Raw genomic sequence first — 23,401 nt, forward strand, 5'->3', positions numbered from 1 at the left:
TTTCCAAGATCAAACTCAATGTCTGGGTTCACTGTCCCCACCCTTGGTGCGTGAATTAGCTCCTGCAGTAAAATCTGCGCTTAAACCCCATGAATGCTCCAACCACGCTCCAACACCTCATGCAGGCTGACGATTCGTCGCCTCGCTTGCGCGAAATTCCCTACAACTACACAAGCTTCTCCGATCGAGAAATTGTGATTCGTTTGTTGGGTGTTCGTGCTTGGGACCTGCTCAATCAACTTCGAGACGAGCGCCGCACTGGCAGGTCTGCTCGCATGCTTTATGAAGTCTTGGGCGATATTTGGGTGGTTCAACGCAACCCCTACTTGCAAGACGACCTGCTAGACAACCCCGATCGGAGAAAGCTTTTAGTCGAGGCCTTACAGCATCGACTGGGAGAAGTCCAAAAACGTCGCACCCCTGATGCCGATGCTTTGCGAGATGGTGCCGTGGGCGAGTTGTTGGAATTGGCAGGCAAGGCTGTCAAAGAGTTTGGTGAGACTTTCTCGGCCATGGCCCAGTTGCGCAAAAAAACGCAAAAGGGACTGGGCAAGCACACTGCCAAAGACAATATCAAGTTTGATGCGCTGTCGCGCGTGAGCCATGTAACCGATGCTACCGACTGGCGCGTTGAATATCCCTTTGTGGTTCTCACGCCAGACACAGAAACCGAAATGGCCAATTTGGTCAAAGCCTGTTTCACCTTGGGCTTGACCATCATTCCAAGGGGCGGCGGCACGGGCTACACAGGCGGTGCAGTGCCCCTGACGTGGAACAGCGCAGTGATCAACACTGAAAAGCTCGAAGCCATGTCAGACATTGAGATGGTGAAGTTGCCGGGGCTAGACAAAGAAGTGCCTACGCTTTGGACCGAAGTGGGCGTGGTCACGCAGCGCGTGGCCGATGCCGCAGAGCGCGCCGGCTGGGTCTTTGCTGTTGATCCAACATCTGCCGAAGCCAGCTGCATTGGTGGCAACATTGCCATGAATGCAGGCGGCAAGAAGGCTGTTTTGTGGGGTACCGCACTCGACAATTTGGCCAGTTGGCGCATGGTAACGCCCGATGCGCAGTGGCTCGAAGTGACCCGCTTGAACCACAACTTGGGCAAGATTCACGATGTAGAAGTCGCCAGTTTTGAACTGAAATATTTCGAAGCCAATGGCACCACACTGGTCCGCCAAGAACGCCTTGACATTCCCGGTGCAAACTTCCGCAAAGAAGGCTTGGGCAAGGACGTAACCGACAAATTCTTGGCTGGCTTGCCAGGCGTGCAAAAAGAAGGATGCGATGGCCTGATCACCAGCGCACGCTGGATTTTGCACCGCATGCCTGACCACACGCGCACCGTTTGCCTAGAGTTTTTTGGCAATGCCAAAGATGCGGTGCCCAGCATCGTTGAAATCAAAGACTTCATGTTCGCAGAGCAAAAACGCTCGGGTGTGTTGCTGGCAGGTTTGGAGCATTTGGACGATCGCTATTTGCGCGCGGTGGGCTACACCACCAAGTCCAAACGCGGTGGCTTGCCCAAAATGGTTTTGGTGGGTGACATTGCCGGCGACAACGCCGATGACGTGGCCAAAGTCACATCTGAAGTGGTTCGCCTTGCCAACTCACGCAGCGGCGAAGGCTTCATTGCCATCAGCCCTGAAGCGCGCAAAAAGTTTTGGTTAGATCGCAAAAGAACAGCGGCCATTAGCAAGCACACCAATGCCTTCAAAATCAACGAAGACGTCGTGATTCCACTGCCACGAATGGCCGAGTACACCGATGGCATTGAACTCATCAACATCGAGCTGTCGCTGCGCAACAAAATCAAGTTGTGCAACGAATTGGAGCAGTTTTTAAGCAAGGGCAATTTGCCTTTGGGCAAGGAAGACGACGCTGGTCAAATTGCGCCTGCCGAGCTGTTGGAAGACAGGGTTGGCCAGGCTTTGGCTGTGGTGCGCGATGTGCGAGATTTGTGGCAAGGCTGGTTGCAGTCGGTGGACACCTTGTTTCCACAATTGCAAGATCACACATTGCGTGCCAGTTGGAAAACCCAAATCAAGGCACCTTTTGGAAGCATTTTTTCTGGGTCAGCATTCAAGCCTATCTTGGACGAATGCGTGGCCATCCACAAACGCGTTCTCAAGGGGCGTGTGTGGGTAGCGCTTCACATGCACGCAGGCGATGGCAATGTGCACACCAATCTGCCTGTCAATTCAGACGATTACGACATGCTGCAAACAGCGCATCAAACTGTGTCGCGCATCATGGTCTTGGCACGCAGTTTGGATGGGGTCATTTCTGGAGAACACGGCATTGGCATCACCAAGCTTGAACACCTGACCGACGCTGAACTCCAACCCTTTGCCGATTACAAGCAGCGGGTTGATCCTGAAGGGCGCTTCAACAAAGGCAAATTGATACGCAATGTGAGTGGCTCACAGGGTGTGGGTATTCAAGCCGATCTGACCAATGCCTATACCCCCAGCTTTGGTTTGATGGCTCATGAGTCTCTCATCATGCAGCAGTCTGACATTGGCGCTATTGCCGGCAGCATCAAAGATTGTTTGCGCTGTGGCAAGTGCAAACCTGTGTGCGCCACGCATGTGCCCCGCGCCAATTTGTTGTACAGCCCGCGCAACAAAATTTTGGCCACATCCTTGCTGGTCGAAGCCTTCTTGTATGAAGAGCAAACGCGCCGAGGTGTGTCCATTAAGCACTGGCAAGAATTTGAAGATGTGGCCGACCATTGCACTGTTTGCCACAAGTGCCTGTCGCCTTGCCCAGTCAAAATTGACTTTGGCGATGTGTCCATGAACATGCGCAACTTGCTGCGCAAAATGGGACAAAAAACATTCCGTCCCGGCAATGCTGCGGCCATGTTCATGCTGAATGCCACCAATCCCGAAACCATCAAACTGGCCCGAGCAGGCATGGTGGGTGTGGGCATGAAGGTGCAGCGCTTTGCCCACGATTTGCTCAAAACGTTTGCCCGTAAACAAACCAAAGCGCCGCCGTCTAGCATTGGCGCAGCGCCTATCAAAGAGCAAGTGATTCACTTCATCAACAAAAAGATGCCTGGCGGCTTGCCCAAGAAAACGGCCCGCGCTTTGTTGGACATTGAAGATCAAGACTACGTGCCTATCATTCGCAATCCGAAGGTCACTACGCCCGAGACGGAGGCGGTGTTTTACTTCCCCGGTTGCGGCTCTGAGCGCTTGTTCAGCCAAGTGGGTTTGGCCACGCAGGCCATGCTGTGGCACACGGGTGTTCAAACGGTTTTACCGCCAGGTTATTTGTGCTGTGGCTACCCCCAAAAGGGCAGTGGCCAGTTTGACAAGGCCGAAAAAATCATCACCGACAACCGTGTGCTGTTCCATCGCATGGCCAATACCCTCAACTACCTGGACATCAAAACCGTGGTGGTGAGTTGCGGCACTTGCTACGACCAACTTCAAGGTTATGAGTTTGACAAGATCTTCCCTGGTTGCCGCATCGTCGACATTCACGAGTACCTGCTCGAAAAGGGCATGACGCTCAGCAACCATGGCGCCTACCTGTACCACGACCCTTGCCACAGCCCCATGAAGCTGCAAGACCCCATGAAGACGGTCAAGTCCTTGTTGGGGCCTCAAGTGCTGAAGTCTGATCGCTGCTGCGGCGAGTCGGGCACCTTGGGCGTGACTCGCCCCGACATTGCCACGCAAGTTCGCTTCCGCAAAGAAGAAGAAATTCTCAAAGGCGAAACGCAAATGCGCGCCACTGGCATGGTGGGCGAAAAAGAAAACATCAAAGTCTTAACCAGCTGCCCAAGTTGTTTGCAAGGCTTGTCCCGTTATGGCGACGATTTGAAAAATGGCCTGTTGGAAGCCGACTATATTGTTGTCGAAATGGCCAAGCACATCTTGGGTGAGCAGTGGATGCCTGAGTATGTGGCGGCGGCCAATGCCGGCGGCATTGAGCGGGTTTTGGTTTAACGCAAAGCATCACGAAAGACAGCCTTATGGCCGGATTGACAACAGGCGCACCAACGCCAGAGGCCTTGACCCTTCATGGTCAAAGCCGGGCATTGGAAATTTCCTTTTCCGATGGCCAAACATTTCGCATTCCATTTGAACTCATGCGCGTTTACTCACCATCTGCAGAAGTCCAAGGCCATGGCCCGGGGCAAGAAGTTTTGCAGTCGGGCAAGCGTGAGGTGGATATCGTTGAGCTGGTGCAAGTGGGCAATTACGCAGTCCAGCCCACTTTCTCAGATGGCCACAACAGCGGTATCTTTTCTTGGGATTACTTGTACCACTTAGGTGCAGAACAAGACCGTCTTTTAGACCAATACAAAGAACGCTTGTTGGCGGCTGGCGTGCAAAGAGACGATCCTATGCCCGTTGCCGCGGGTGCCTCTTGTGGCCATTCGCATTGATTGGATTTTGAAAATGAGCTCCACCCACTTTGGCTTCAAAACGGTCGATGAAAAAGAAAAGGCCAAGCATGTCAGGGGCGTTTTTGATTCGGTAGCTTCTAAGTACGACATCATGAATGACCTGATGTCGGTGGGTCTTCACCGTGTTTGGAAAGCGTATACGGTGCAAGTGGCCAACCTGAAAGAAGGTGATCGTGCGCTCGACATTGCGGGCGGCACCGGCGATTTGTCACTGGCTTTTTCCAAAAAAGTCGGTAGCTCGGGCCAGGTTTTTCACACTGACATCAATGAAGCCATGCTCAGGACGGGGCGCGATCGATTGGTCAATGAAGGTGTGTTGTTGCCAACCTTGGTGTGTGACGCTGAGAAGTTGCCTTTTCCCAACAATCATTTCAATGTGGTCAGTGTGGCTTTTGGTCTGCGCAACATGACCCACAAGGATGCTGCACTTCGAGAGATGTGCCGGGTGCTCAAGCCTGGTGGCAAGCTGCTGGTTCTTGAGTTTTCCAAAGTGGCCAAGCCCTTGGAAAAAGCCTACGATTGGTACTCTTTCAATGTCCTGCCCAAACTGGGCAAGTGGGTGGCCGGAGACGATGCCAGTTACCGTTATTTGGCGGAATCGATTCGCATGCACCCTGGTCAAGAAGAGCTTAAAGCCCTTATGAAAAATGCCGGATTTGGACATGCTGAATTTCACAATTTAAGTGCAGGGGTGGTAGCCTTACACGTCGGCATCAAATGTTGATCGTTCTTTTCTGATTTTTCGGAGTTAATGTGAACAAATTTTTCAGCTTATTCCTGACCTCAATTTTGATTTTCAGCACCATGGACGCTGAGGCTTCTCGCCGTATGGGCGGTGGCAAATCTGTTGGACAACAATCCAACAACGTCACTCAGCGTGATGCCGTCAAACCGGCTGCACCAACTGCGCCTAGCCAAGCCGCTGCTCCCGCAAAACCCTCTACACCGACAGCAGCTCCCGCTCCTGCAAAGCGCCCTTGGGGTGCCATGCTGGGTGGCTTGGCAGCTGGCTTAGGTTTGGCGTGGTTGGCAAGCAGCATGGGGTTTGGCGAGGAATTTGGCAACATGCTCATGTTTGCGCTCTTGGCCATGGTGGCCGTGGGTGTGATCGGCTATTTCTTACGCTCACGCAAAGCTGGCGCTACCAGACAGGGTGACTTGGCTTACCAAGGCGCAGGTCAATCCGCAGAATCCCCCGCCACCATGCATCAGTACAACCCCGAAAAAGTGGGCAACGATGCATCAGCACGTCCTTGGGAGTCACAGCAGACGCGCTTTGACCCTACGCCCGCAGCCCAAGCTCCAATGGGTGGCTCCTTGATTGGCTCTGCCATTGGCGGCGCCCAGCCTGCTGCCCAGCAGGGTTCACAAACCTGGGGTGTTCCTGATGGTTTTGACACTGTAAGTTTTGTCGAAGCTGCCAAGCGCAATTTCATCACCTTGCAAGATGCTTGGGACCGCGCCGACATGAGTTCGCTCAAGGCCATGATGACAGACAGCATGCTGTCTGAAATCAAGAGCCAATTGACAGAGCGTGAGGTTAATTTCCCAGGCCAGCCCAACAAAACCGAAGTGGTCATGCTCGAAGCCCAATTGTTGGGTATTGAAGAGTTGGCCGAGGGCTACATGGCCAGCGTTGAATTCAACGGCGTGATCCGTGAAGAGCCCACCTCAGAGCCAAGCCCTTTCCGTGAGGTTTGGAACATGACCAAGCCCAAAAATGGCAACAGTGGCTGGTTGGTTGCTGGTGTACAAGCCCTGCAATAATTTCAAGGCTATCTCAAGCAAAGGCTGGCACAAGCCAGCCTTTCGGGAATAATTGGGGGCTATGGCAACACAGTCCCCTTTTTCTTTGGTTGGCGAAGCTTTTGAGAAGTTCGCAACAAACACGCAAGCACCCGTTTGGGTTGTTGATGAATCACTCAATCGTGTGATTCTATTTTTAAATCACGTCATCAGCAGAGAACCCGAGGCCCAAGCCCGACTTGCGCGCCAAAAGGGTCGCTGCATTCAATTGCAATGGCAAGACAAACACCTACAGTTGGCACCTTCGGCTGCAGGCTTGTTGGAGCGTGTATCGAGCCGGCCATTCGATCTTAAATTGACGCTCACCGACAGCTCACCTTTGAACATGGCGGCCGCCTTGATCAAAGGCGAAAAGCCTGGTGTGCACATTGAGGGCGATGTTCAATTGGCTGCAGAAGTCAATTGGCTCATTGACCATGTGCGCTGGGACATTGAAGAAGATTTGGCGGCCTTGTTTGGTGATGCTGCGGCCCACAAGATGGCCAGTTTTGGGCGTCAAGCAGTGAATGCCATGCAAAGCTTTGTTCGCCAAAAAGCCCCTGGCCATTCCAACGACAAGGCTGCCCCATGAACCGTTTTTTCAGGGGAATATTCATTGTCTGGACGGTATGGCGATTTGGCCTGCATGAGCTGATTCTCTCCAATTTCAATCAGCCCCTGCTAAAACTGCTCTCCAAAATTCTCACCTTGGGCCGCACTTACAAGGCTTCGCGAGGCGAGCGTTTGCGTTTGTCGCTCGAACATTTGGGTCCTATCTTTGTGAAGTTTGGACAAGTGATGTCCACTCGGCGCGACTTGTTGCCTGACGACATTGCCATGGAGTTGGCCAAACTCCAAGACCGTGTGCCGCCCTTTAGCTCAGACATTGCTGTGGCCAGCATTGAGCGAGCCTTTGGGCGATCTGTCGATGAAATTTTCGAGTCCTTTGACCGCGTGCCTGTGGCCAGTGCTTCCATTGCCCAAGTGCATTTTGCTTTGTTGAAAAACAAAGAGGGCTTGGTTCAAGAGGTTGCAGTGAAGGTGCTTCGCCCCAACATGTTGCCAGCCATTGAAAAAGATTTGAACCTCATGCGCATGATGGCGGGCTGGCTCGAAAAACTCAGCGCTGATGGCAAGCGCCTCAAGCCGCGCGAAGTGGTTGCAGAATTTGACAAACATTTGCACGATGAATTGGACTTGGTCCGTGAGGCAGCCAATGCGGCGCAGTTGCGACGCAACATGCAAAGTTTGAATTTGGTCATGATTCCTGAAATGCATTGGGATTTCTGTCATCCCGAAGTCATTGTGATGGAGCGCATGAAAGGCTTGCCCATCAGCCAAGTCGATGCCTTGCGTGCCGCTGGCGTAGACATACCGCAGTTGGCCAAAGATGGTGTGACGCTGTTTTTCACACAGGTATTTCGAGATGGTTTTTTCCACGCCGACATGCACCCGGGCAATATTCAAGTGAGCATTGAGCCCGAAACAATGGGCCGTTATATCTCACTCGATTTTGGCATTGTGGGCACCCTCACAGAATACGACAAAGAATATTTGGCACAAAACTTCAGTGCTTTTTTCAGGCGCGACTACAAGCGCGTGGCCGAATTGCACATCGAGTCGGGCTGGGTGCCTGCCCACACGCGAGTCGACGAACTGGAGTCGGCCATCCGGTCGGTGTGTGAGCCTTACTTTGACAGGCCCTTGAAGGAAATTTCTTTGGGCATGGTGCTCATGCGACTGTTTCAAACCTCGCGTCGTTTCAATGTCGAAATTCAGCCGCAGTTGGTCTTGCTGCAAAAAACGCTTCTCAACATTGAGGGTTTGGGGCGTCAGCTAGACCCAGAGCTCGATTTGTGGAACACCGCCAAGCCATTCCTTGAGCAGTGGATGATTGACCAAGTCGGACCCAAAAGATTTTTTCAACAACTCCGCGAACAGGCTCCCCAATACGCCAAAATATTGCCTCAGTTGCCGCGCTTGATGCATGATTACTTGAAGCAATCCACAGCCAGTGCACACGATCGAAACCAATTGGCTGCGCTGCTGGCTGAACAACAACGGACCAATCGACTGTTGCAGGCTGTTGTCTATGTTGTGATCGGCTTTGTTTCCACCCTCATCGTGCTCAATGCATTCGAAAGATTTCATCAAATCTAAGGAGAGTTATTGTGTTGCTGACATTGGTCATCGCTTATTTGCTCGTCACCATTGCCATCGGATTGGTGGCTGCCAAACGGGTTAAAACTTCAGCTGACTTTGCCATTGCGGGCAGACACTTGCCTTTGGCAATGATTGTGACCACCACCTTTGCCACTTGGTTTGGCTCTGAAACAGTGTTGGGAATTCCTGCTAAGTTTGTCAACAGTGGTTTGGGCGGCGTGGTAGAGGATCCGTTTGGTGCGGGCAGTTGTTTGATTTTGGTGGGCTTGTTTTTTGCCGCTAAGTTGTACCGCATGAGCCTGCTGACCATCAGCGATTACTACCGCGAGCGCTATGGCCGTTCCGTCGAAATCCTGTGTTCCATCATCATCATGGTCAGCTATTTGGGTTGGGTTTCTGCCCAAGTAACGGCGCTTGGCTTGGTGTTCAGTTTGTTATCGGGTGGTGTCATCAGCATGCCTATGGGCATGGTCATTGGTGTGGTGTCCATCTTGGCCTACACCTTGTTTGGCGGCATGTGGTCGGTTGCCATTACCGATTTCATTCAAATGATTATTCTGGTGGTAGGCCTGGCTGCCTTGGCCGTCTATGCGGGAGATCAGGCGGGCGGTGCCGACAAGGTTATTGCTTTGGCCGTCAGCCAAGACATGTTCAACTTTTTCCCTGAACCCAATCTGAAAGAGATTTTGTTTTTTGTAGCGGCCGCCATCACCATCATGTTTGGCTCTATTCCTCAGCAAGATGTGTTTCAGCGTGTGATGTCTGCCAACAGTTTGAATGCCGCCACCAAGGGCCCCATCATTGGCGGCATTTGCTATATCTTGTTTGCTTTTGTGCCCATGTTTTTGGTGGTCAGTGCGCTTATCATCATGCCCGAGAAGGCAGCGCAACTCATTGAGGAAGACCCCCAAAAGGTATTGCCTACTTTGGTGATGGATCACATGCCTTTCATCATGCAAGTGCTCTTTTTTGGCGCATTGCTGTCTGCCATCAAATCTTGTGCGTCAGCCACATTGCTGGCCCCTAGCGTCACATTTACCGAAAACATATGGCGCCAGTTCCGCCCACACCAAAGTGACAAACAGGCCTTGCTGGCCATGCGCATCACGGTCTTGATTTTCAGTGGCTTGGTCTTGGCTTACGCCATTTCCATGCAGGGAAGTTCCATTTACGAGATGGTTTCTGGTGCCTATCAGGTCACTCTGGTTGGCGCTTTCATTCCCTTGCTTTTCGGCCTGTATTGGCAAAAAGCCACCACCCAAGGTGCTATTTTTGCCATTGTTTTGGGTCTCCTGACTTGGCTGCTTTTGCTCTTGACCCCTGCTGGAGAAGAATTTCCAGCCCAATTGGCGGGTGTTTTGGCCAGTTTGGCAGGCATGTTGATCGGTTCTTTGGGCCCCCAAGCCATCGCCAACAAGCATGGTTCCCACCACGTTCTGCAAGGTAGCCGCCTATAATTGAGGGTTTTGTGATTCAACGCGAGAACCTTCTACATGCCCATCTACGCCTACAAGTGTGATTCCTGTGGCCATGCCAAGGATGTTTTGCAAAAGATGTCAGACGATCCCCTGACAAAATGCCCTTCCTGTGGTGCCCCCACATTCAACAAACAACTCACTGCCGCTGGTTTTCAGCTCAAAGGCTCTGGTTGGTACGCTACTGATTTCAAGGGCGGTGCCGCTAGCACGGCTGCACCCGCTGTGGCGGGCGCTGCTGCAGGGACTGCCACGCCATCTGACGCGGGTGGTGGTGCAAGCCCTTCAGCCGAGCCCTCTGCCGCTTCGCCATCTTCATCGGCATCATCGGCTTCTGCCTGCGCGCCTTCTTGCGCCTGTCACTGAGACTTTCTAAATGAACTTGAAAATCCGCCATTATTTGTTGACAGGCTTGCTGGTCTGGTTGCCCATGGGTGTTACGGTCTGGTTGCTGACCTGGTTGGTTGGCACCATGGATGGCATTTTCTTGGCTATTTTGGGCGCGCTCGATGCTGTGATTCCTGGCATGCACGAGTTGGCCGAATCATTGCGTCACATGCCTGGCCTGGGCGTGATCTTGGTGGCATTGGTTATTTACTTCACGGGTTTGTTTGTTACCAATATCTTTGGTCAATGGTCCTTGCGGCAGTGGAACAAGATCATCACCCGAATTCCAGTAGTCAACAGCATTTACTCCAGTGTCAAGCAAGTGGCCGACACTTTGTTTTCTGGCAGTGGCAAGGCTTTTTCCAAAGCGCTATTGGTGCAATACCCCCATCAAGGTTCTTGGACCATTGCTTTTTTGACTGGCGCACCCAGTGGTCAGGTGGCGCAACAACTACCCCATGATTGCGTCAGTGTTTATGTGCCCACAACGCCTAACCCCACTTCTGGCTTCTTCCTCATCATGCCCAGAGCCAATGTGGTGGAGTTGGACATGAGTGTGGACGATGCCTTCAAGTACATCATCTCGATGGGTGTTGTGGTGCCCGGTGGCCCCGACGCATTGCCCCACAAAGCCAATACCTCCAAAGCAGTTTGAATTGGCTTGGAGCCAAAGATTTCCAATTGAAAGAACTTCCCCCATGTCTATGCGTTCACATTACTGCGGTCTAGTTACCGAAGCCCTGATGGGCCAAACCGTCACTTTGTGCGGTTGGGTCAATCGCCGTCGTGACCACGGTGGCGTGATCTTCGTCGACGTGCGCGACCGTGAAGGCTATGTGCAGGTAGTGTGCGACCCCGACCGTGCTGACATGTTCAAAACCGCCGAAGGCTTGCGCAACGAGTTTTGCATCCAGATCAAAGGCCTGGTTCGCGCTCGCCCAGAAGGCACCACCAACGACAACCTGAAAAGCGGCAAGATTGAAATCTTATGCCACGAACTGACGGTGCTCAACCCATCCGTCACGCCCCCGTTCTTGCTCGACGACGATAATCTGTCAGAGACCACGCGCCTCACACACCGCGTGCTCGACCTGCGCCGTCCCTACATGCAAAACAACCTCATGCTGCGCTACAAAGTGGCCATGGAAGTGCGCAAGTTTTTGGACGAAAACGGCTTCATCGACATCGAAACTCCCATGCTGACCAAGAGCACGCCCGAAGGCGCGCGAGATTACTTGGTGCCCAGCCGTGTGCACGATGGCCAGTTCTTCGCTTTGCCCCAGTCGCCCCAGTTGTTCAAGCAATTGCTCATGGTGGCTGGCTACGACCGTTATTACCAAATCACCAAGTGTTTCCGCGACGAAGACTTGCGCGCCGACCGTCAGCCCGAATTCACGCAGATTGATATTGAAACGTCCTTCTTGGGCGAGCAAGAAATTCGCGACATGTTCCAAGGCATGATCAGCAGCGTGTTCAAGAAAGTCTTGAACATCGATTTGGGTGCTTTCCCTGTCATGGCTTACTCTGAAGCCATGCATCGCTTCGGCTCAGACAAGCCCGACTTGCGCGTTAAGTTGGAGTTCACTGAGTTGACCGACATCATGGGCGATGTCGACTTCAAAGTGTTCAGCACGCCTGCCACAACACCCGGCGGCCGTGTGGTGGCTTTGCGCGTGCCTGGTGGCTCCGAAATTAGCCGAGGTGAAATCGATGGCTACACCGAGTTTGTGAAGATCTACGGTGCCAAAGGTTTGGCTTGGATCAAGGTCAATGAAGTGGCCAAAGGCCGCGACGGTTTGCAAAGCCCCATCGTGAAAAACTTGCACGATGCAGCCATTGCCGAAATTCTGAAGCGCACCAATGCTCAAGATGGCGACATTCTGTTCTTCGGTGCCGACAAAGCCAAAGTGGTCAACGATGGCATTGGTGCTTTGCGCCTCAAAATTGGTCACAGCGAATTTGCCAAAAAATCGGGCTTGTTCGAAAACCGTTGGGCACCCATGTGGGTTGTCGACTTCCCAATGTTCGAGTACGACGAAGATTCACAGCGTTACACCGCCGTGCACCACCCCTTCACCGCGCCCAAAGACGGTCACGAAGACTGGATGGTCACAGCCCCCGAGAAATGCATTGCCAAAGGCTATGACATGGTTTTGAACGGCTGGGAAATTGGTGGTGGTTCTGTGCGCATTCACCGAGCCGACGTGCAGCAAAAAGTGTTTGACGCTTTGAAAATCACACCCGAAGAAGCTCAACTCAAATTTGGTTTCTTGCTCGATGCATTGCAGTATGGCGCACCACCCCACGGTGGTTTGGCCTTCGGCTTAGACCGCATCATTACGTTGATGACGGGTGCCGAATCTATTCGCGATGTGATTGCTTTCCCCAAAACACAACGTGCTCAGTGCTTGCTCACCCAAGCGCCAAGCCCTGTGGACGAAAAGCAATTGCGCGAGTTGCACATTCGCGTGCGCAACCCTGAAGCCGCTAAGGTTTCTTAAGGCTTAAGCCAAACCCAAACGCCACAAGGAAGTGACCTCTGCCGCACGTGCTGCGTGCAGAGGGTCGCTTTCATCTTGGACTTTTTTGTGCTCGGCTTTGGTGTCGAGTTTGCCGATGACCTTCAAGCCTCCGGCTGAGATCCATTCTTGAAGCTCTGCGCGAGTGCGCAATCCCAAATGCTCTGCCAAATCTGACAAGATCAACCAGCCTTCTCCTTGGGGTACAAGGTGGGCTGCTAAGCCCGCCAAAAAGCCTTTGAGCATGGCACTGTTCTCATCGTAGATTGCACGCTCAATGGGTGCGCTGGCGCGTGCAGGCAACCAAGGCGGGTTGCATACGATCAGAGACGCTGTGCCTTCGGGAAACAGATTGGCTTTGGACAATTCAACTTTGCCTTGTAGGCCTAAGCGCTTGATATTTTCTTTGGCACATGACAAGGCGCGGTCATCAAGGTCGGTGCCAATCACGCGTTTGACGCCACGTTTGGCCAATACGGCAGACAGCACACCTGTACCCACGCCAATGTCAAATGCCAAGTCGGTACTTGGCAGCGGTGCATCGGCAACCAGTTGAATGTACTCGCCGCGCAGGGGCGAGAACACACCATAGCTGGGGTGAATGCGGTTGTGAGGTGAACTGCCGAGTGCTGAAATTTCCATGCCTTTTTCATGCCACTCGTGGGCTCCCACCAAGCCTAACAATTCGCGCAAGGATGTTACGCAACCGGTGGTGCCGGCAGGGCCCCAGGCTTCATTCATGGCCGCTCGCCAATCTGGCGCGCGGCGCAAACTGATCTGACGGTCTGGATTGACTTGAATCAAGATCATGCTCAAGGTGCGAGCGCGTTGCGACTGGGCTTGGCGGTGCAAGTGAAAATTTTCTTGCGCTGTATGGTTTGTTTCAGGGTGGGACTTTGAAACTCTGCGAATTTTTTTGGGTGCATCGCAGCGCCTGGCCAAGGCTTGCAGCAGAAGCCGTGCATTTTGAAAATCACCCCGCCAGAGCATGCCTGTACCTGCACATGCCAAGCGGTAAGCCCTGTCAGCGCTCAGGGTATCGTCTGCCAACACCACCCGTTTGGGAGCGGGTGCGCCGCGTTCGCTGCGCCAAACATCCTCGCAATCATGGCCGTTTTCTAGCCAAGTAATGGTGGTGGCAACTCCTTGGTGGGAGTTTGCGGGGAGGATGGGGGCGTCTTGACTGTGCATGGCTTGATCATAGGTGCTTCTGGGGCAATTGCTCAATCCCTTCAAGACAAGGGCAAAGTTCATGCAGAATGAACAGGCTATGCAAAATCCTGATTTCAAAATACCTGAGTCTGTTTTGGTTGTGATCTACACCCTTGAAGCCGAGGTCTTGCTCATTCGCAGGGCAGATGCAGGCACCTGGCAATCGGTCACTGGAAGCAAAGATTTTGAACATGAGACTTGGCATCAAACAGCATGCCGAGAGGTGATGGAAGAGACGGGCATTGACATTGCACACCCACATTGCGAGTTGTCTGATTGGGCGTTGGAGAATATTTATGAAATTTATCCGGCTTGGCGTTTTCGATACGCACCCCATGTGAGTCACAACAAAGAACGCGTCTTTGGCTTGAAGATGTCAAAGAAAATGCCCATCCGATTGAGCCCAAAGGAGCACACCGAGTACCAATGGTTGTCTTGGCAAGAGGCGGCAGACACCTGTTTCTCTCCCTCTAATGCAGAGGCCATATTGATGTTGCCCCGTTGGTTGCAAGGTTTGCGATGAAAAAAGAGCAAGCTGCTTTTTTGAAGGTAGCCACCTACAACATCCACAAAGGCGTTCAAGGCATGGGCCCCGGGCGACGGCTAGAAATTCACAACTTAGGTTTGGCCATTGAGCAGTTGGACGCTGACATTGTGTGTCTGCAGGAGGTTCGAAAAGTTCATCGGCGCGAAGAAAAGTATTTCAAGCATTGGCCAGAAATACCGCAGGCTGAATTTTTGGCGCCACCAGGTTATCAGGCCATTTACAAAACCAATGCCGTGACGCGGCACGGTGAACATGGCAATGCCTTGCTGTCACGCTGGCCTGTGGTGTCGCATCGGCATGAAGACATGTCAGACCATCGATTCGAGCAACGTGGCTTGCTGCATGTCGAAATACAAGTGGGTGAAATACATGTGGGCGAAATTCACCGGGGCGCACTTCAAGTGGCTTCACACGGCACGCCCAATACAACAGCCCAAGCCAAGCAGTCATTGCCTTTGAATGTGCACGTGATTGTGGTGCATTTGGGACTGATCCCCGCTAGCAGAGTTCGCCAAGTAGAGCAGTTGCAGCACTACATTGAGCGCGAAGTGCCTAGCAAGTCGCCTCTGCTGGTGGCAGGGGATTTCAACGATTGGGGCACGCGTGTGACCAAAATGATGCGCATGCAAAATTTGAAAGAATGGGAAGGCGCCAAATACCCGACCTATCCCTCGAGATTGCCCATTGTTCAGCTAGACCATGTCTATGCCAAGGGATTGAGTCCTGTCAGTCAGATGGTGCCGCACGGCAAAATTTGGCGCCAAATGTCTGATCACTTGCCTTTGGTTGCGCAATTTGACCTATGAAAAGTCATCCAGTTCTTCGCGATGGCCACCAAATCAAACTGCTTCAGGGTGGCGCAGATTTTTTTCCTGAATTGATTCGTGCACTGGATGCTGCGCGCTCTCACATCCAACTTGAAACCTATATTTTTGATTTCCATGGCGATGGCGCATTGGTGGCTGCTGCTCTAGAGAGGGCAGGCCGACGTGGCGTGCGTGTGTGGGTCGTGGTGGATGGTGTGGGCACACCAAAACTGAAAGAGGAATGGCGAACTCGATTTGACTCGGCTGGCGTGGAGTGGCGCGTTTACTCGCCCTTGGGTACGCTCGGACTTCTCATTCCCAGTCGGTGGCGCAGGCTGCATCGCAAGTTGTGTGTGGTGGATGGCCATGTGGCATTTTGTGGTGGCATCAACATCCTCGATGATCTTTACGACCCCCAGCACGGTACTTTGAAGTCACCCCGTTTGGACTTTGCGGTTTGCGCCGCTGGCGCTTTGGTGCAGCAAGTTCAAGAGGCGACCACGCAGCTTTGGTGGCGCATGCAAGCTGTGCGCCATGTAAGGCAGCAAAATTTTCCTGAGGCATTCAGCTCTTTCAGGGCTGCGGGCCTTCACATGCCCTGGATTCATGACACAAGGCAAGCGCATGGCGACACTTGGGTGGCCAAGGCGGGCTTGTTGCTCAGGGACAACCTGCTACATCGGGGGCAAATTGAAAAAGCTTACCGGCGTGCCATTGGTTTGGCCAGGCACGATATTGTGATTGCCAATGCTTATTTCTTACCTGGCCGTAAATTGCGGCAAGCTTTGGTGCATGCCGCTCAACGAGGTGTGAGGGTGCGCTTGTTGCTTCAAGGTCGGTATGAATACTTCATGCAATACCATGCCGCGCGGCCTGTCTATCGTCAATTGTTGGAAGCGGGTGTTGAAATATACGAATACTCAGAAAGCTTCTTGCATGCCAAAGTGGCCGTGATCGATGCCCATCACGATCGACCCTGGGCCACTGTAGGGTCTTCCAATCTTGACCCCTTTAGTTTGTTACTGGCCAGGGAAGCCAACGTGGTCGTGGCAGACACTTTTTTTGCCAAACACCTTAGAGACGGGCTTGAGCACGCCATGGCGTCCAAAAGCCAGCGAATCATGCCTCAATCCCTCTTGCAACGTTCGCAATTCCAAAGGGCCATGGATTGGACCGCTTTCGGGCTCATGCGATTGGCCATTTGGCTGACTGGCAATCGATATTGAATTGAATGATTGGCTTAAACCGCCATGCCCGTATAGTGAAAAGTGGCTTGATTCACTGGTACGATCTAATTTTGACCATTCTCATTAGACGCCTATGAATGCTCCCGCTCACTTGCCCGCAGAGGACATCGGAACACCCGTTTCCGTGAAAATTCGCGAACGCATCCTGGCCGCCCGCAAACGCTTCAATGCCAACGACAACATTGCTGACTTCATCCAGCCTGGCGAACTGGACCAAATGTTGGACGAAGTGGCGCAAAAAATGCAGACGGTTTTGGACAGCATGGTGATTGATACAAAAAACGATCACAACACCCAAGACACGGCTCGCCGCGTGGCAAAAATGTACCTGAAGGAAGTCTTCAAGGGCCGCTATGTTCAAAGCCCCGAGGTCACCGAATTTCCCAATGCCGAGCACCTCAATGAACTCATGATTGTGGGTCCTATCACGGTGCGCAGCGCATGCAGCCACCACCTGTGCCCCGTCATTGGTCAAATCTGGATTGGTGTCTTGCCTAACGAGCACACCAATGTCATTGGTCTTTCTAAATATGCTCGGCTGGCGGAGTGGATCATGGGCCGTCCTCAAATTCAAGAAGAAGCCGTAGTTCAGTTGGCCGACTTGATTCAGCGCAAAACGCAACCCGATGGCTTGGCCATCGTGATGGAAGCCAGCCACTTCTGCATGGGCTGGCGCGGTGTCAAAGACATGGACAGCAAAATGATCAATTCTGTTATGCGTGGTGTGTTCTTAAAAGATGCCAATTTGCGTCGTGAATTCTTGTCGTTGATTCCTAGAAAGGCCTGATCATGTTGGTTCGTTTACTTTATGCAAGTCGTGCCGTTGACCCTCAGCCATCGGTCATTGAATCCATCTTGTCTCAATCCCGACAATTCAACCCCAGCACAGGCATTACTGGTATTTTGGTTTATGGTGCCGGCATCTTTTTGCAAGCCATCGAAGGTGGTCGTGAGGCAGTGAGTGACTTGTACGGCCATATTCAAAAAGACGCTCGCCACAAGCAAGTTGTGTTGTTGCATTACGAAGAAATTTCACAACGTCGCTTCAGTGGTTGGACCATGGGACAAGTCGATGTCTCACGTGTCAATACCAGCATCTTGTTGAAATACTCTGAGCGTGCCGAGCTTGATCCTTACAGCGTGTCGGGGTCTGTCTCTTTGGCATTGCTCGAAGAACTCATGGCCACAGCTTCCATCATTGGGCGTGCTTGACATTTGTTTGATCGGCTGCGACTTCTCCAGCAGCCCGAGTCAACGCAAGCCCATTGTGGTTGCGCTGGGGACCAAACAGCGCAGCGTCGTCAAGCTTGACCGCTTGGAAAAATTTCACACACTTGATGCTTTTCAAAATTTTTTGAATGCACCCGTGCCTTCAGGCGCGATGTGTGTGGGCGGCTTTGACTTGCCTTTCGGTTTGCCCCGCGAGTGGGTTGAGCACATGCAATGGCCTCTCACATGGCCTGAGTGCATGGACCGCTATGCCTCTTTCTCGCGCGAACAATTGCGTCAATTTTTCAAACAGTTTTGCGACAGTCGTCCAGCAGGATCTAAGTTTGCACATCGCGCTACAGACTTGCCCGCAGGTTCTAGCCCTTCGATGAAATGGGTCAATCCACCCGTTGCATGGATGATGCACGCGGGTGTGCCCCTACTGCGAGCTGCGCATTGGACTTTGCCAGGAATGAGCCAGGGCCATCCCGATCGCGTGGCCTTAGAGGCTTACCCAGGCTTGCTGGCCAAAGAAATTGTGAAGCAGCGCAGCTACAAGAGCGACGACAAATCAAAACAAACCCCCGACCGCTGGATGGCTCGCAAAGACATTTTGCATGCACTCGATTTGGGTCAAACCAAATTGGGTTTGCGGCTCAAGCTCAGCGCGGCGCAACACGACACTTTGTTGCTCGACGGATCGGGCGATTCTTTAGACGCGGTGCTTTGCATGGTGCAAGCGGCGTGGGCGCAGCAACAGCAAGAAACAGGGGCTTCAAAGGGGCCTTATGGCTTGCCAGAGTTTGATCCACTCGAAGGCTGGATTGTGAGCGCCTCAAGCCTAGAGTGATCGCAAAGCTTGAATGGCCTCCGTGTCGTTTCGATACAAGCTCACTTGGCTGTCTGGGCCCAACTCGCCTGCCAACTTGAGGGCTTTTTCTACCGGCAGTTTGATGCCGCTGATGTGCAACTGAATGCCGCTTCGAGTGAGGTATTGACGAAGTTGCTGAAGTGTCTCAACGCCGGTTGCATCAATGCGGTTGATGGGTTGCGCAAACAGGCACACATGTTGAATTTGCGCTTGCTCACGGAGTTGCTCTGTGATGTATTTTTCAAAGCTGCTGGCGGCGGCAAAGTCTAGTTCTGCATCCATCCGAATGGCAAATACATGGGGTGCCAGAGGGGGTAATTGCCACAAGTGACGGTCGCGCAAACTGCCATCTTCGTGCAAGCCCACTTCAATGATGCGAGGATGCAATCGAGTGTGCAAAAAGTGACTGAGGCCAAACAGAACGCCTGCTAAAACACCCCAATAAATGCGCGGGGCACTGAGCAAGGTGATGCCAAAGGTCAGACCTGCAGTCACGGCTTCCATGCGTGCCATTCGCCACAGTTTGACAAAGGCCATGGGCTGAATGAGGCTAGAGACCGCCAAGATCACAATGGCTGCCAATACGGCGCGTGGCACATGAAAAAGCGCAGGCGCTGCAAAGACGGCCAAGAGCACGAATGACGTGGTGCCCACCACAGCCCAGCCTGTTTGGGCGCCCGCGGCCAGATTGATGGCTGATCGAGAGAAGGACGTGCTGGTGGCAAAACTGCCGCTCAAACCCGACACAATTTTGGCCAACCCCTGCCCAATCAAGTCTTGGTTTTCTTGCCAGACAGTGCCCTCTTTTTGGTTCTCTGTTTTGGCACAAGAAGCGGCCTCTAAAAAACTGACTAAGGCAATCAAAACAGCAGGGCCGGCCAGAAAGCCCAATTCTTCCAAAGAGGGTAACTTGGGTAAGGACAGGCTTGGCAGATCTGATGGCAATGCGCCAATGACTGCACCGCCATTGGCAGCATAGCCCATGGCATAACTGACCGCCGCACTGACAACCACAACCACCATGATGCTAGGCGATTTGGGAGCCCATTTTTTGGCCAGGAACAAAGCAGCCAAGCTGGCAGCGCCAAAAGCCAAATCAGCCCATTGGAAAGAGCCGCCAGATTGCCAACCTGTGAGGGCGGGCAATTGTGAAGCCATGATCAAAAGCCCTGCTGCTTGTGTGAACCCCATCATGACCGGCGAGCTGATGAGGTTCAAAAGCCAACCATAACGAAACACGCCCATCATCAACTGCAAAGTGCCTGCCATCAAGGCCAGCCAAACGGCCAAGTGAACCCAATGCCCACTGCCAGGCTGAGCCATGCCGATGAGAGATGCGCTAATCAGAATACAAGTGAGTGCAGAGGGACCGATGGACAGGCGGGTAGAGCCGCCCCACATCACGCCAATCAAAGCCGGCAAGAGCGCGGCATAAAGACCCGTGACCAAAGGCATGCCAGCCAGTGCCGCATAAGCAACCGACTGCGGCACCATGAGCAGGGCCACCGAAAATCCTGCCGTCCACTCTTGTTTAAAAAGCGCAGGCGTTAAGCGCGGCCATTGGAGGAAGGGAAACAAAGCCTTGACGAGGTTCATGATGCCAAGCGTTGTTCAGTGGGCTTTGAAGGGGGGTTCAATGAATGGCCTGCTGGCGATAAGGTCGACACACTGGGCAATTCAAATTTCGGGCCGTGTTCATGGTTTGCCACTCCATGTGCTTCGCGTTGAACATCATGAGCTTGCCGTGAAGGCTGCTGCCCATGCCGCTCAAAATTTTAAGCGCTTCGGTTGCTTGCATGCTGCCAATGACTCCTACCAAGGGCGCCAAGACGCCCATGCTGGCGCAACTAGTTTCTTCAAAACTTTGGGTGGGCGGAAAGACGCAGGCGTAGCACGGTGAGTGTGTTTGCCGTGTGTCGTACACCGCCACCTGACCATCTAGGCGCAAAGCCGCGCCTGAAACCAAGGGCTTGGCAAATTGGGCGCAGGCTTGGTTGATCAGTTGGCGTGTTTCAAAATTGTCTGTGCAGTCCAGCACCACATCGACCGTAGGCACGCATTGAGCGAGCAAGGCTGCGTCTGCTTTTTGGGCATAGCCGCTTACACGAACGTCTGGATTGATGGCTGAAATGGCCGTTTGAAGAGATGCCACTTTGGCTTGCCCCACACGGTTTTGCGCATGCGCAATTTGGCGTTGCAGGTTGGTGACATCGACATGATCGTGATCGACCAAGCTGATATGGCCCACCCCCGCGCTGGCCAGATAAAGGGCAGCAGGTGAGCCTAGACCACCTGCGCCAACGATGAGCGCGTGAGATTGAGAGACCTTCTCCTGACCCTCCACGCCCCATTCATCTAAAAGAATGTGGCGCGAGTAACGCAGCAGCTGATCGTCCCGCATGGGCGATTACTTATCTTTTTTCTCTACTTTGCGCTCAGCCAAAGTGGCACTGGCCTTGACGGGCAAGCCTTTGAGTTGGTTGAGAGCCTGGATCAGTTGGAAGTCTTTGTCAGATCCAAATTCTGGCGGACGTCTTTCGGACTCAGGCTTTTTGGCATCTTCTTCTAATTTTTTGAGTGCTGCTTCTCTGGCTTTTTGGCGCTCTTCATTTTTCTTTTCAGCTTCTTGGCCATTGCCAAGGTGCTTTTCTAAATCGGCCTCGCGCGTGCGCAAAGCTGCAAACACATTGCCGTTTTCAGTTTCGTCCAGCATGACATCCGGCAGGATGCCTTTGGCTTGAATCGATTGGCCATTGGGAGTGTAGTAGCGGGCCGTGGTGAGCTTCAAAGCGGTGTCGGGACCCAGCTGGCGAACCGTTTGAACGGAGCCTTTGCCAAATGTTTGGCTGCCCATGATGGTGGCACGTTTGTGATCTTGAAGTGCACCCGCCACAATTTCACTGGCGGAGGCGGAGCCTTCATTGACCAAGACCACCAAAGGAATTTTTTTCAATTTGCCCTGTGTGTTTTGGGTGAGGCGTTGTATGGGATCGTTGTCTGCATTGCGGCGCCAAAACTGGGGCGCAGCTTTGTACACAAATTTACTTTCTGCCAATTGGCCGTTGGTGGAAACCACGGTAACGTTTTCTGGCAAGAAAGCGGCAGACAAGGCAACTGCGGCATCCAAAAGACCGCCTGGGTCGTTGCGCAAATCGAGCACCAAGCCTTGAAGCTTGGGATCTTGCTTGAACATGTCTTCTAATTTCTTGGAGAAATCTTCGACGGTTCTTTCTTGGAACTGAGAAACTCGAATCCAGCCATAGCCCGGCTGAACCAACCTGGCTTTGACCGATTGGGTTTTAATTTCTTCACGAACAATGGTGACTGTGAAAGTGCGGCTTTCGTCTTTGCGGAAAATGGTGAGGACCACTTTGGTGTTGGGCTCACCCCGCATGCGCTTGACCGCATCGTTCATGGACAAACCTTTGACGATGGTCTCGTCAATTTTGGTAATGAGGTCGTTGGTTTTCAAGCCAGCACGGTCGGCTGGTGAGCCTTCAATGGGGGACACCACTTTGACCACGCCTTCTTCTTGAGTGATCTCAATGCCCACACCCACAAAGCGCCCAGAGGTTCCTTCGCTGAACTCTTTGAAGCTTTTCTTGTCGAAGTATTGAGAGTGCGGGTCGAGGCTTGAAACCATGCCAGAGATGGCTTCGGTGATGAGCTTTTTCTCGTCGACTGTTTCGACATAGTCGCTTTTGACCATGCCAAACACGGCGGCCAGTTGTTGGAGTTCTTCAAGCGGCAAGGGCGCAAAGGCACCTCGCGCTGTGGTTTGAAGCGAAATGGTGGTGAGCGCGCCCGCTAAAGCGCCAATGCTGAGCCAACCTGCGATTTTTAATTTCTGTCCCATGTGCTTGACCCCTTAGGTCTCCTTTTCAACCAATATACACCCTGACAGTCTTCTTTGTGCAAGTCTGGTCATGTCTTTCGGGTAAATCAAGCTTTACCTTGGCTGGCCACAGCCGCCGCCGCCTTGGCTGCTGCATCTGCATCACCCAGGTAGTAGTGTTTGATGGGCTTCAAGTTGGCATCTAGCTCGTAGACCAGCGGAATGCCATTGGGGATGTTCAAGTTCACGATGTCGGCATCGGAAATGTTGTCTAAGTACTTGATAAGGGCTCGGATGGAATTGCCATGTGCGGCCACCACAATTTGCTTGCCAGCCTTGATGGCGGGAGCTATGGACTCGTTCCAAAATGGCATGACCCGGTCTACCGTGTCTTTCAGGCACTCTGTGAGCGGAATATCCTGAGGCTTGAGTTTGGCATAGCGCAAGTCGGCGCGCTCACAGCGGGGGTCGGATGCTTCTAATGCAGGCGGTGGGGTGTCATAGCTTCGGCGCCAAACCAAAACTTGCTCATCGCCAAACTTTTTGGCTGTCTCAGCTTTGTTCAGTCCTTGAAGGGCGCCGTAGTGACGCTCGTTCAGGCGCCAGCTGTGGTGCACAGGCAGCCACTGGCGGTCCATGGCATCTAGGGTGTGCCACAGGGTGTGAATGGCGCGTTTGAGAACGCTGGTGTAAGCTAGGTCGAACTCGTAGCCTGCCGCTTTGAGCAAGCGGCCAGCTGTTTGAGCTTGCTCTATTCCCGTGGGCGTGAGGTCGACGTCAGTCCATCCGGTAAAGCGATTTTCTAAATTCCAAGTGGACTCGCCGTGGCGAATAAGAACGAATTTGTACATGGTCAAAGGATTTATCAAGAAAGAAATGCGGGATCACGCCCAGCATTTTAGAATTCGAATCTGGCATG

Annotated in this window: 21 protein-coding genes; 16 read left to right on the top strand and 5 right to left on the bottom strand. The window is 52.8% G+C overall.

Features of this window, described 5'->3' with window-relative positions; translation table 11 throughout:
• Window positions 1-89: 89 nt before the first annotated feature.
• The 10 genes from B9Z32_RS03870 (at window position 90) to aspS (ending at window position 12,737) form a co-directional block, all read left to right on the top strand.
• The gene (locus tag B9Z32_RS03870) at window positions 90-3,962 is read left to right on the top strand and encodes a DUF3683 domain-containing protein (RefSeq protein ID WP_108420029.1); all 3,873 of its coding nucleotides are present in this window, start codon (window positions 90-92) and stop codon (window positions 3,960-3,962) included.
• Between the two features lie 26 nt (window positions 3,963-3,988).
• Window positions 3,989-4,405 (top strand): gamma-butyrobetaine hydroxylase-like domain-containing protein, encoded by a 417-nt coding sequence (locus tag B9Z32_RS03875; protein ID WP_108420030.1) that lies wholly within the window; start codon window positions 3,989-3,991, stop codon window positions 4,403-4,405.
• A 13-nt stretch (window positions 4,406-4,418) separates the two neighbouring features.
• On the top strand, window positions 4,419-5,150 hold the full coding sequence (gene ubiE, locus B9Z32_RS03880; RefSeq protein ID WP_108420970.1) for a bifunctional demethylmenaquinone methyltransferase/2-methoxy-6-polyprenyl-1,4-benzoquinol methylase UbiE: 732 nt from the start codon (window positions 4,419-4,421) through the stop codon (window positions 5,148-5,150).
• Between the two features lie 29 nt (window positions 5,151-5,179).
• On the top strand, window positions 5,180-6,193 hold the full coding sequence (locus tag B9Z32_RS03885) for a Tim44 domain-containing protein (RefSeq protein WP_233248055.1): 1,014 nt from the start codon (window positions 5,180-5,182) through the stop codon (window positions 6,191-6,193).
• A gap of 61 nt (window positions 6,194-6,254) precedes the next feature.
• Window positions 6,255-6,803 (top strand): hypothetical protein, encoded by a 549-nt coding sequence (locus B9Z32_RS03890; RefSeq protein WP_108420032.1) that lies wholly within the window; start codon window positions 6,255-6,257, stop codon window positions 6,801-6,803.
• On the top strand, window positions 6,800-8,371 hold the full coding sequence (ubiB, locus tag B9Z32_RS03895; protein ID WP_108420033.1) for a ubiquinone biosynthesis regulatory protein kinase UbiB: 1,572 nt from the start codon (window positions 6,800-6,802) through the stop codon (window positions 8,369-8,371). The genes B9Z32_RS03890 and ubiB overlap by 4 nt, the downstream gene beginning before the upstream one ends.
• An 11-nt stretch (window positions 8,372-8,382) precedes the next feature.
• Entirely contained in the window at window positions 8,383-9,831 is a 1,449-nt protein-coding gene (locus tag B9Z32_RS03900) for a sodium:solute symporter family protein (protein WP_108420034.1), read from the top strand.
• 36 nt (window positions 9,832-9,867) lie between these two features.
• Window positions 9,868-10,215 carry an FmdB family zinc ribbon protein gene (locus tag B9Z32_RS03905; RefSeq protein ID WP_108420035.1) on the top strand — a complete coding sequence of 116 codons (348 nt, stop codon included), beginning with the start codon at window positions 9,868-9,870 and terminating at the stop codon, window positions 10,213-10,215.
• Window positions 10,216-10,225: 10 nt separating this feature from the next.
• On the top strand, window positions 10,226-10,891 hold the full coding sequence (locus B9Z32_RS03910; protein ID WP_108420036.1) for a DUF502 domain-containing protein: 666 nt from the start codon (window positions 10,226-10,228) through the stop codon (window positions 10,889-10,891).
• A gap of 43 nt (window positions 10,892-10,934) precedes the next feature.
• The gene (aspS, locus tag B9Z32_RS03915; protein WP_108420037.1) at window positions 10,935-12,737 is read left to right on the top strand and encodes an aspartate--tRNA ligase; all 1,803 of its coding nucleotides are present in this window, start codon (window positions 10,935-10,937) and stop codon (window positions 12,735-12,737) included.
• 3 nt (window positions 12,738-12,740) lie between these two features.
• On the opposite strand, the gene B9Z32_RS03920 is transcribed toward aspS, so the two are convergent.
• Window positions 12,741-13,946, bottom strand: a complete 1,206-nt coding sequence (locus tag B9Z32_RS03920; RefSeq protein WP_108420971.1) for a class I SAM-dependent methyltransferase — start codon at window positions 13,944-13,946, stop codon at window positions 12,741-12,743.
• 79 nt (window positions 13,947-14,025) lie between these two features.
• Here B9Z32_RS03920 and nudB point away from each other — a divergent pair, with 79 nt between their 5' ends.
• From nudB to B9Z32_RS03950, 6 genes are all read left to right on the top strand, one after another.
• Window positions 14,026-14,490 (top strand): dihydroneopterin triphosphate diphosphatase, encoded by a 465-nt coding sequence (gene nudB / locus B9Z32_RS03925; protein ID WP_108420972.1) that lies wholly within the window; start codon window positions 14,026-14,028, stop codon window positions 14,488-14,490.
• Window positions 14,487-15,320 carry an endonuclease/exonuclease/phosphatase family protein gene (locus B9Z32_RS03930; protein WP_108420038.1) on the top strand — a complete coding sequence of 278 codons (834 nt, stop codon included), beginning with the start codon at window positions 14,487-14,489 and terminating at the stop codon, window positions 15,318-15,320. The genes nudB and B9Z32_RS03930 overlap by 4 nt, the downstream gene beginning before the upstream one ends.
• Window positions 15,317-16,546, top strand: coding sequence for a cardiolipin synthase ClsB (gene clsB / locus B9Z32_RS03935; RefSeq protein ID WP_108420039.1), 1,230 nt, complete (start codon window positions 15,317-15,319; stop codon window positions 16,544-16,546). The genes B9Z32_RS03930 and clsB overlap by 4 nt, the downstream gene beginning before the upstream one ends.
• Window positions 16,547-16,640: 94 nt before the next feature.
• Window positions 16,641-17,354 (top strand): GTP cyclohydrolase I, encoded by a 714-nt coding sequence (gene folE / locus B9Z32_RS03940; protein ID WP_108420040.1) that lies wholly within the window; start codon window positions 16,641-16,643, stop codon window positions 17,352-17,354.
• Window positions 17,355-17,356: 2 nt separating this feature from the next.
• Window positions 17,357-17,779: a BLUF domain-containing protein gene (locus tag B9Z32_RS03945; protein ID WP_108420041.1), complete on the top strand. Its 423-nt coding sequence runs from the start codon at window positions 17,357-17,359 to the stop codon at window positions 17,777-17,779.
• A gap of 1 nt (window position 17,780) precedes the next feature.
• A complete protein-coding gene (locus B9Z32_RS03950; protein ID WP_108420973.1) occupies window positions 17,781-18,626 on the top strand; it encodes a DUF429 domain-containing protein in 846 nt (281 codons plus the stop codon).
• Here B9Z32_RS03950 and B9Z32_RS03955 read toward each other — a convergent pair.
• The 4 genes from B9Z32_RS03955 to gpmA form a co-directional block, all read right to left on the bottom strand.
• On the bottom strand, window positions 18,618-20,243 hold the full coding sequence (locus B9Z32_RS03955) for a SulP family inorganic anion transporter (protein WP_108420042.1): 1,626 nt from the start codon (window positions 20,241-20,243) through the stop codon (window positions 18,618-18,620). The two genes, B9Z32_RS03950 and B9Z32_RS03955, sit on opposite strands and share 9 nt — an antisense overlap.
• 37 nt (window positions 20,244-20,280) lie before the next feature.
• Window positions 20,281-21,048, bottom strand: coding sequence for a HesA/MoeB/ThiF family protein (locus tag B9Z32_RS03960; RefSeq protein ID WP_108420043.1), 768 nt, complete (start codon window positions 21,046-21,048; stop codon window positions 20,281-20,283).
• Window positions 21,049-21,054: 6 nt separating this feature from the next.
• On the bottom strand, window positions 21,055-22,503 hold the full coding sequence (locus B9Z32_RS03965; protein WP_108420044.1) for a S41 family peptidase: 1,449 nt from the start codon (window positions 22,501-22,503) through the stop codon (window positions 21,055-21,057).
• 86 nt (window positions 22,504-22,589) lie between these two features.
• Window positions 22,590-23,333: a 2,3-diphosphoglycerate-dependent phosphoglycerate mutase gene (gpmA, locus tag B9Z32_RS03970; protein ID WP_108420045.1), complete on the bottom strand. Its 744-nt coding sequence runs from the start codon at window positions 23,331-23,333 to the stop codon at window positions 22,590-22,592.
• Window positions 23,334-23,401: the final 68 nt, after the last annotated feature.

It is taken from the genome of Limnohabitans sp. MMS-10A-178 (genome assembly GCF_003063375.1).
In the GTDB taxonomy this organism is placed as follows: domain Bacteria; phylum Pseudomonadota; class Gammaproteobacteria; order Burkholderiales; family Burkholderiaceae_C; genus Limnohabitans_A.

Coding starts and splice junctions, on each gene's coding strand:
- ubiB (WP_108420033.1), top strand. CDS start 6,800: ATGAACCGTTTTTTCAGGGGAATATTCATTGTCTGGACGGTATGGCGA.
- B9Z32_RS03910 (WP_108420036.1), top strand. CDS start 10,226: ATGAACTTGAAAATCCGCCATTATTTGTTGACAGGCTTGCTGGTCTGG.
- B9Z32_RS03955 (WP_108420042.1), bottom strand. CDS start 20,243: ATGAACCTCGTCAAGGCTTTGTTTCCCTTCCTCCAATGGCCGCGCTTA.
- B9Z32_RS03905 (WP_108420035.1), top strand. CDS start 9,868: ATGCCCATCTACGCCTACAAGTGTGATTCCTGTGGCCATGCCAAGGAT.
- B9Z32_RS03870 (WP_108420029.1), top strand. CDS start 90: ATGAATGCTCCAACCACGCTCCAACACCTCATGCAGGCTGACGATTCG.
- gpmA (WP_108420045.1), bottom strand. CDS start 23,333: ATGTACAAATTCGTTCTTATTCGCCACGGCGAGTCCACTTGGAATTTA.
- B9Z32_RS03960 (WP_108420043.1), bottom strand. CDS start 21,048: ATGCGGGACGATCAGCTGCTGCGTTACTCGCGCCACATTCTTTTAGAT.
- B9Z32_RS03945 (WP_108420041.1), top strand. CDS start 17,357: ATGTTGGTTCGTTTACTTTATGCAAGTCGTGCCGTTGACCCTCAGCCA.
- B9Z32_RS03920 (WP_108420971.1), bottom strand. CDS start 13,946: ATGCACAGTCAAGACGCCCCCATCCTCCCCGCAAACTCCCACCAAGGA.
- ubiE (WP_108420970.1), top strand. CDS start 4,419: ATGAGCTCCACCCACTTTGGCTTCAAAACGGTCGATGAAAAAGAAAAG.
- clsB (WP_108420039.1), top strand. CDS start 15,317: ATGAAAAGTCATCCAGTTCTTCGCGATGGCCACCAAATCAAACTGCTT.
- B9Z32_RS03890 (WP_108420032.1), top strand. CDS start 6,255: ATGGCAACACAGTCCCCTTTTTCTTTGGTTGGCGAAGCTTTTGAGAAG.
- aspS (WP_108420037.1), top strand. CDS start 10,935: ATGTCTATGCGTTCACATTACTGCGGTCTAGTTACCGAAGCCCTGATG.
- folE (WP_108420040.1), top strand. CDS start 16,641: ATGAATGCTCCCGCTCACTTGCCCGCAGAGGACATCGGAACACCCGTT.
- B9Z32_RS03875 (WP_108420030.1), top strand. CDS start 3,989: ATGGCCGGATTGACAACAGGCGCACCAACGCCAGAGGCCTTGACCCTT.
- B9Z32_RS03930 (WP_108420038.1), top strand. CDS start 14,487: ATGAAAAAAGAGCAAGCTGCTTTTTTGAAGGTAGCCACCTACAACATC.
- B9Z32_RS03965 (WP_108420044.1), bottom strand. CDS start 22,503: ATGGGACAGAAATTAAAAATCGCAGGTTGGCTCAGCATTGGCGCTTTA.
- nudB (WP_108420972.1), top strand. CDS start 14,026: ATGCAAAATCCTGATTTCAAAATACCTGAGTCTGTTTTGGTTGTGATC.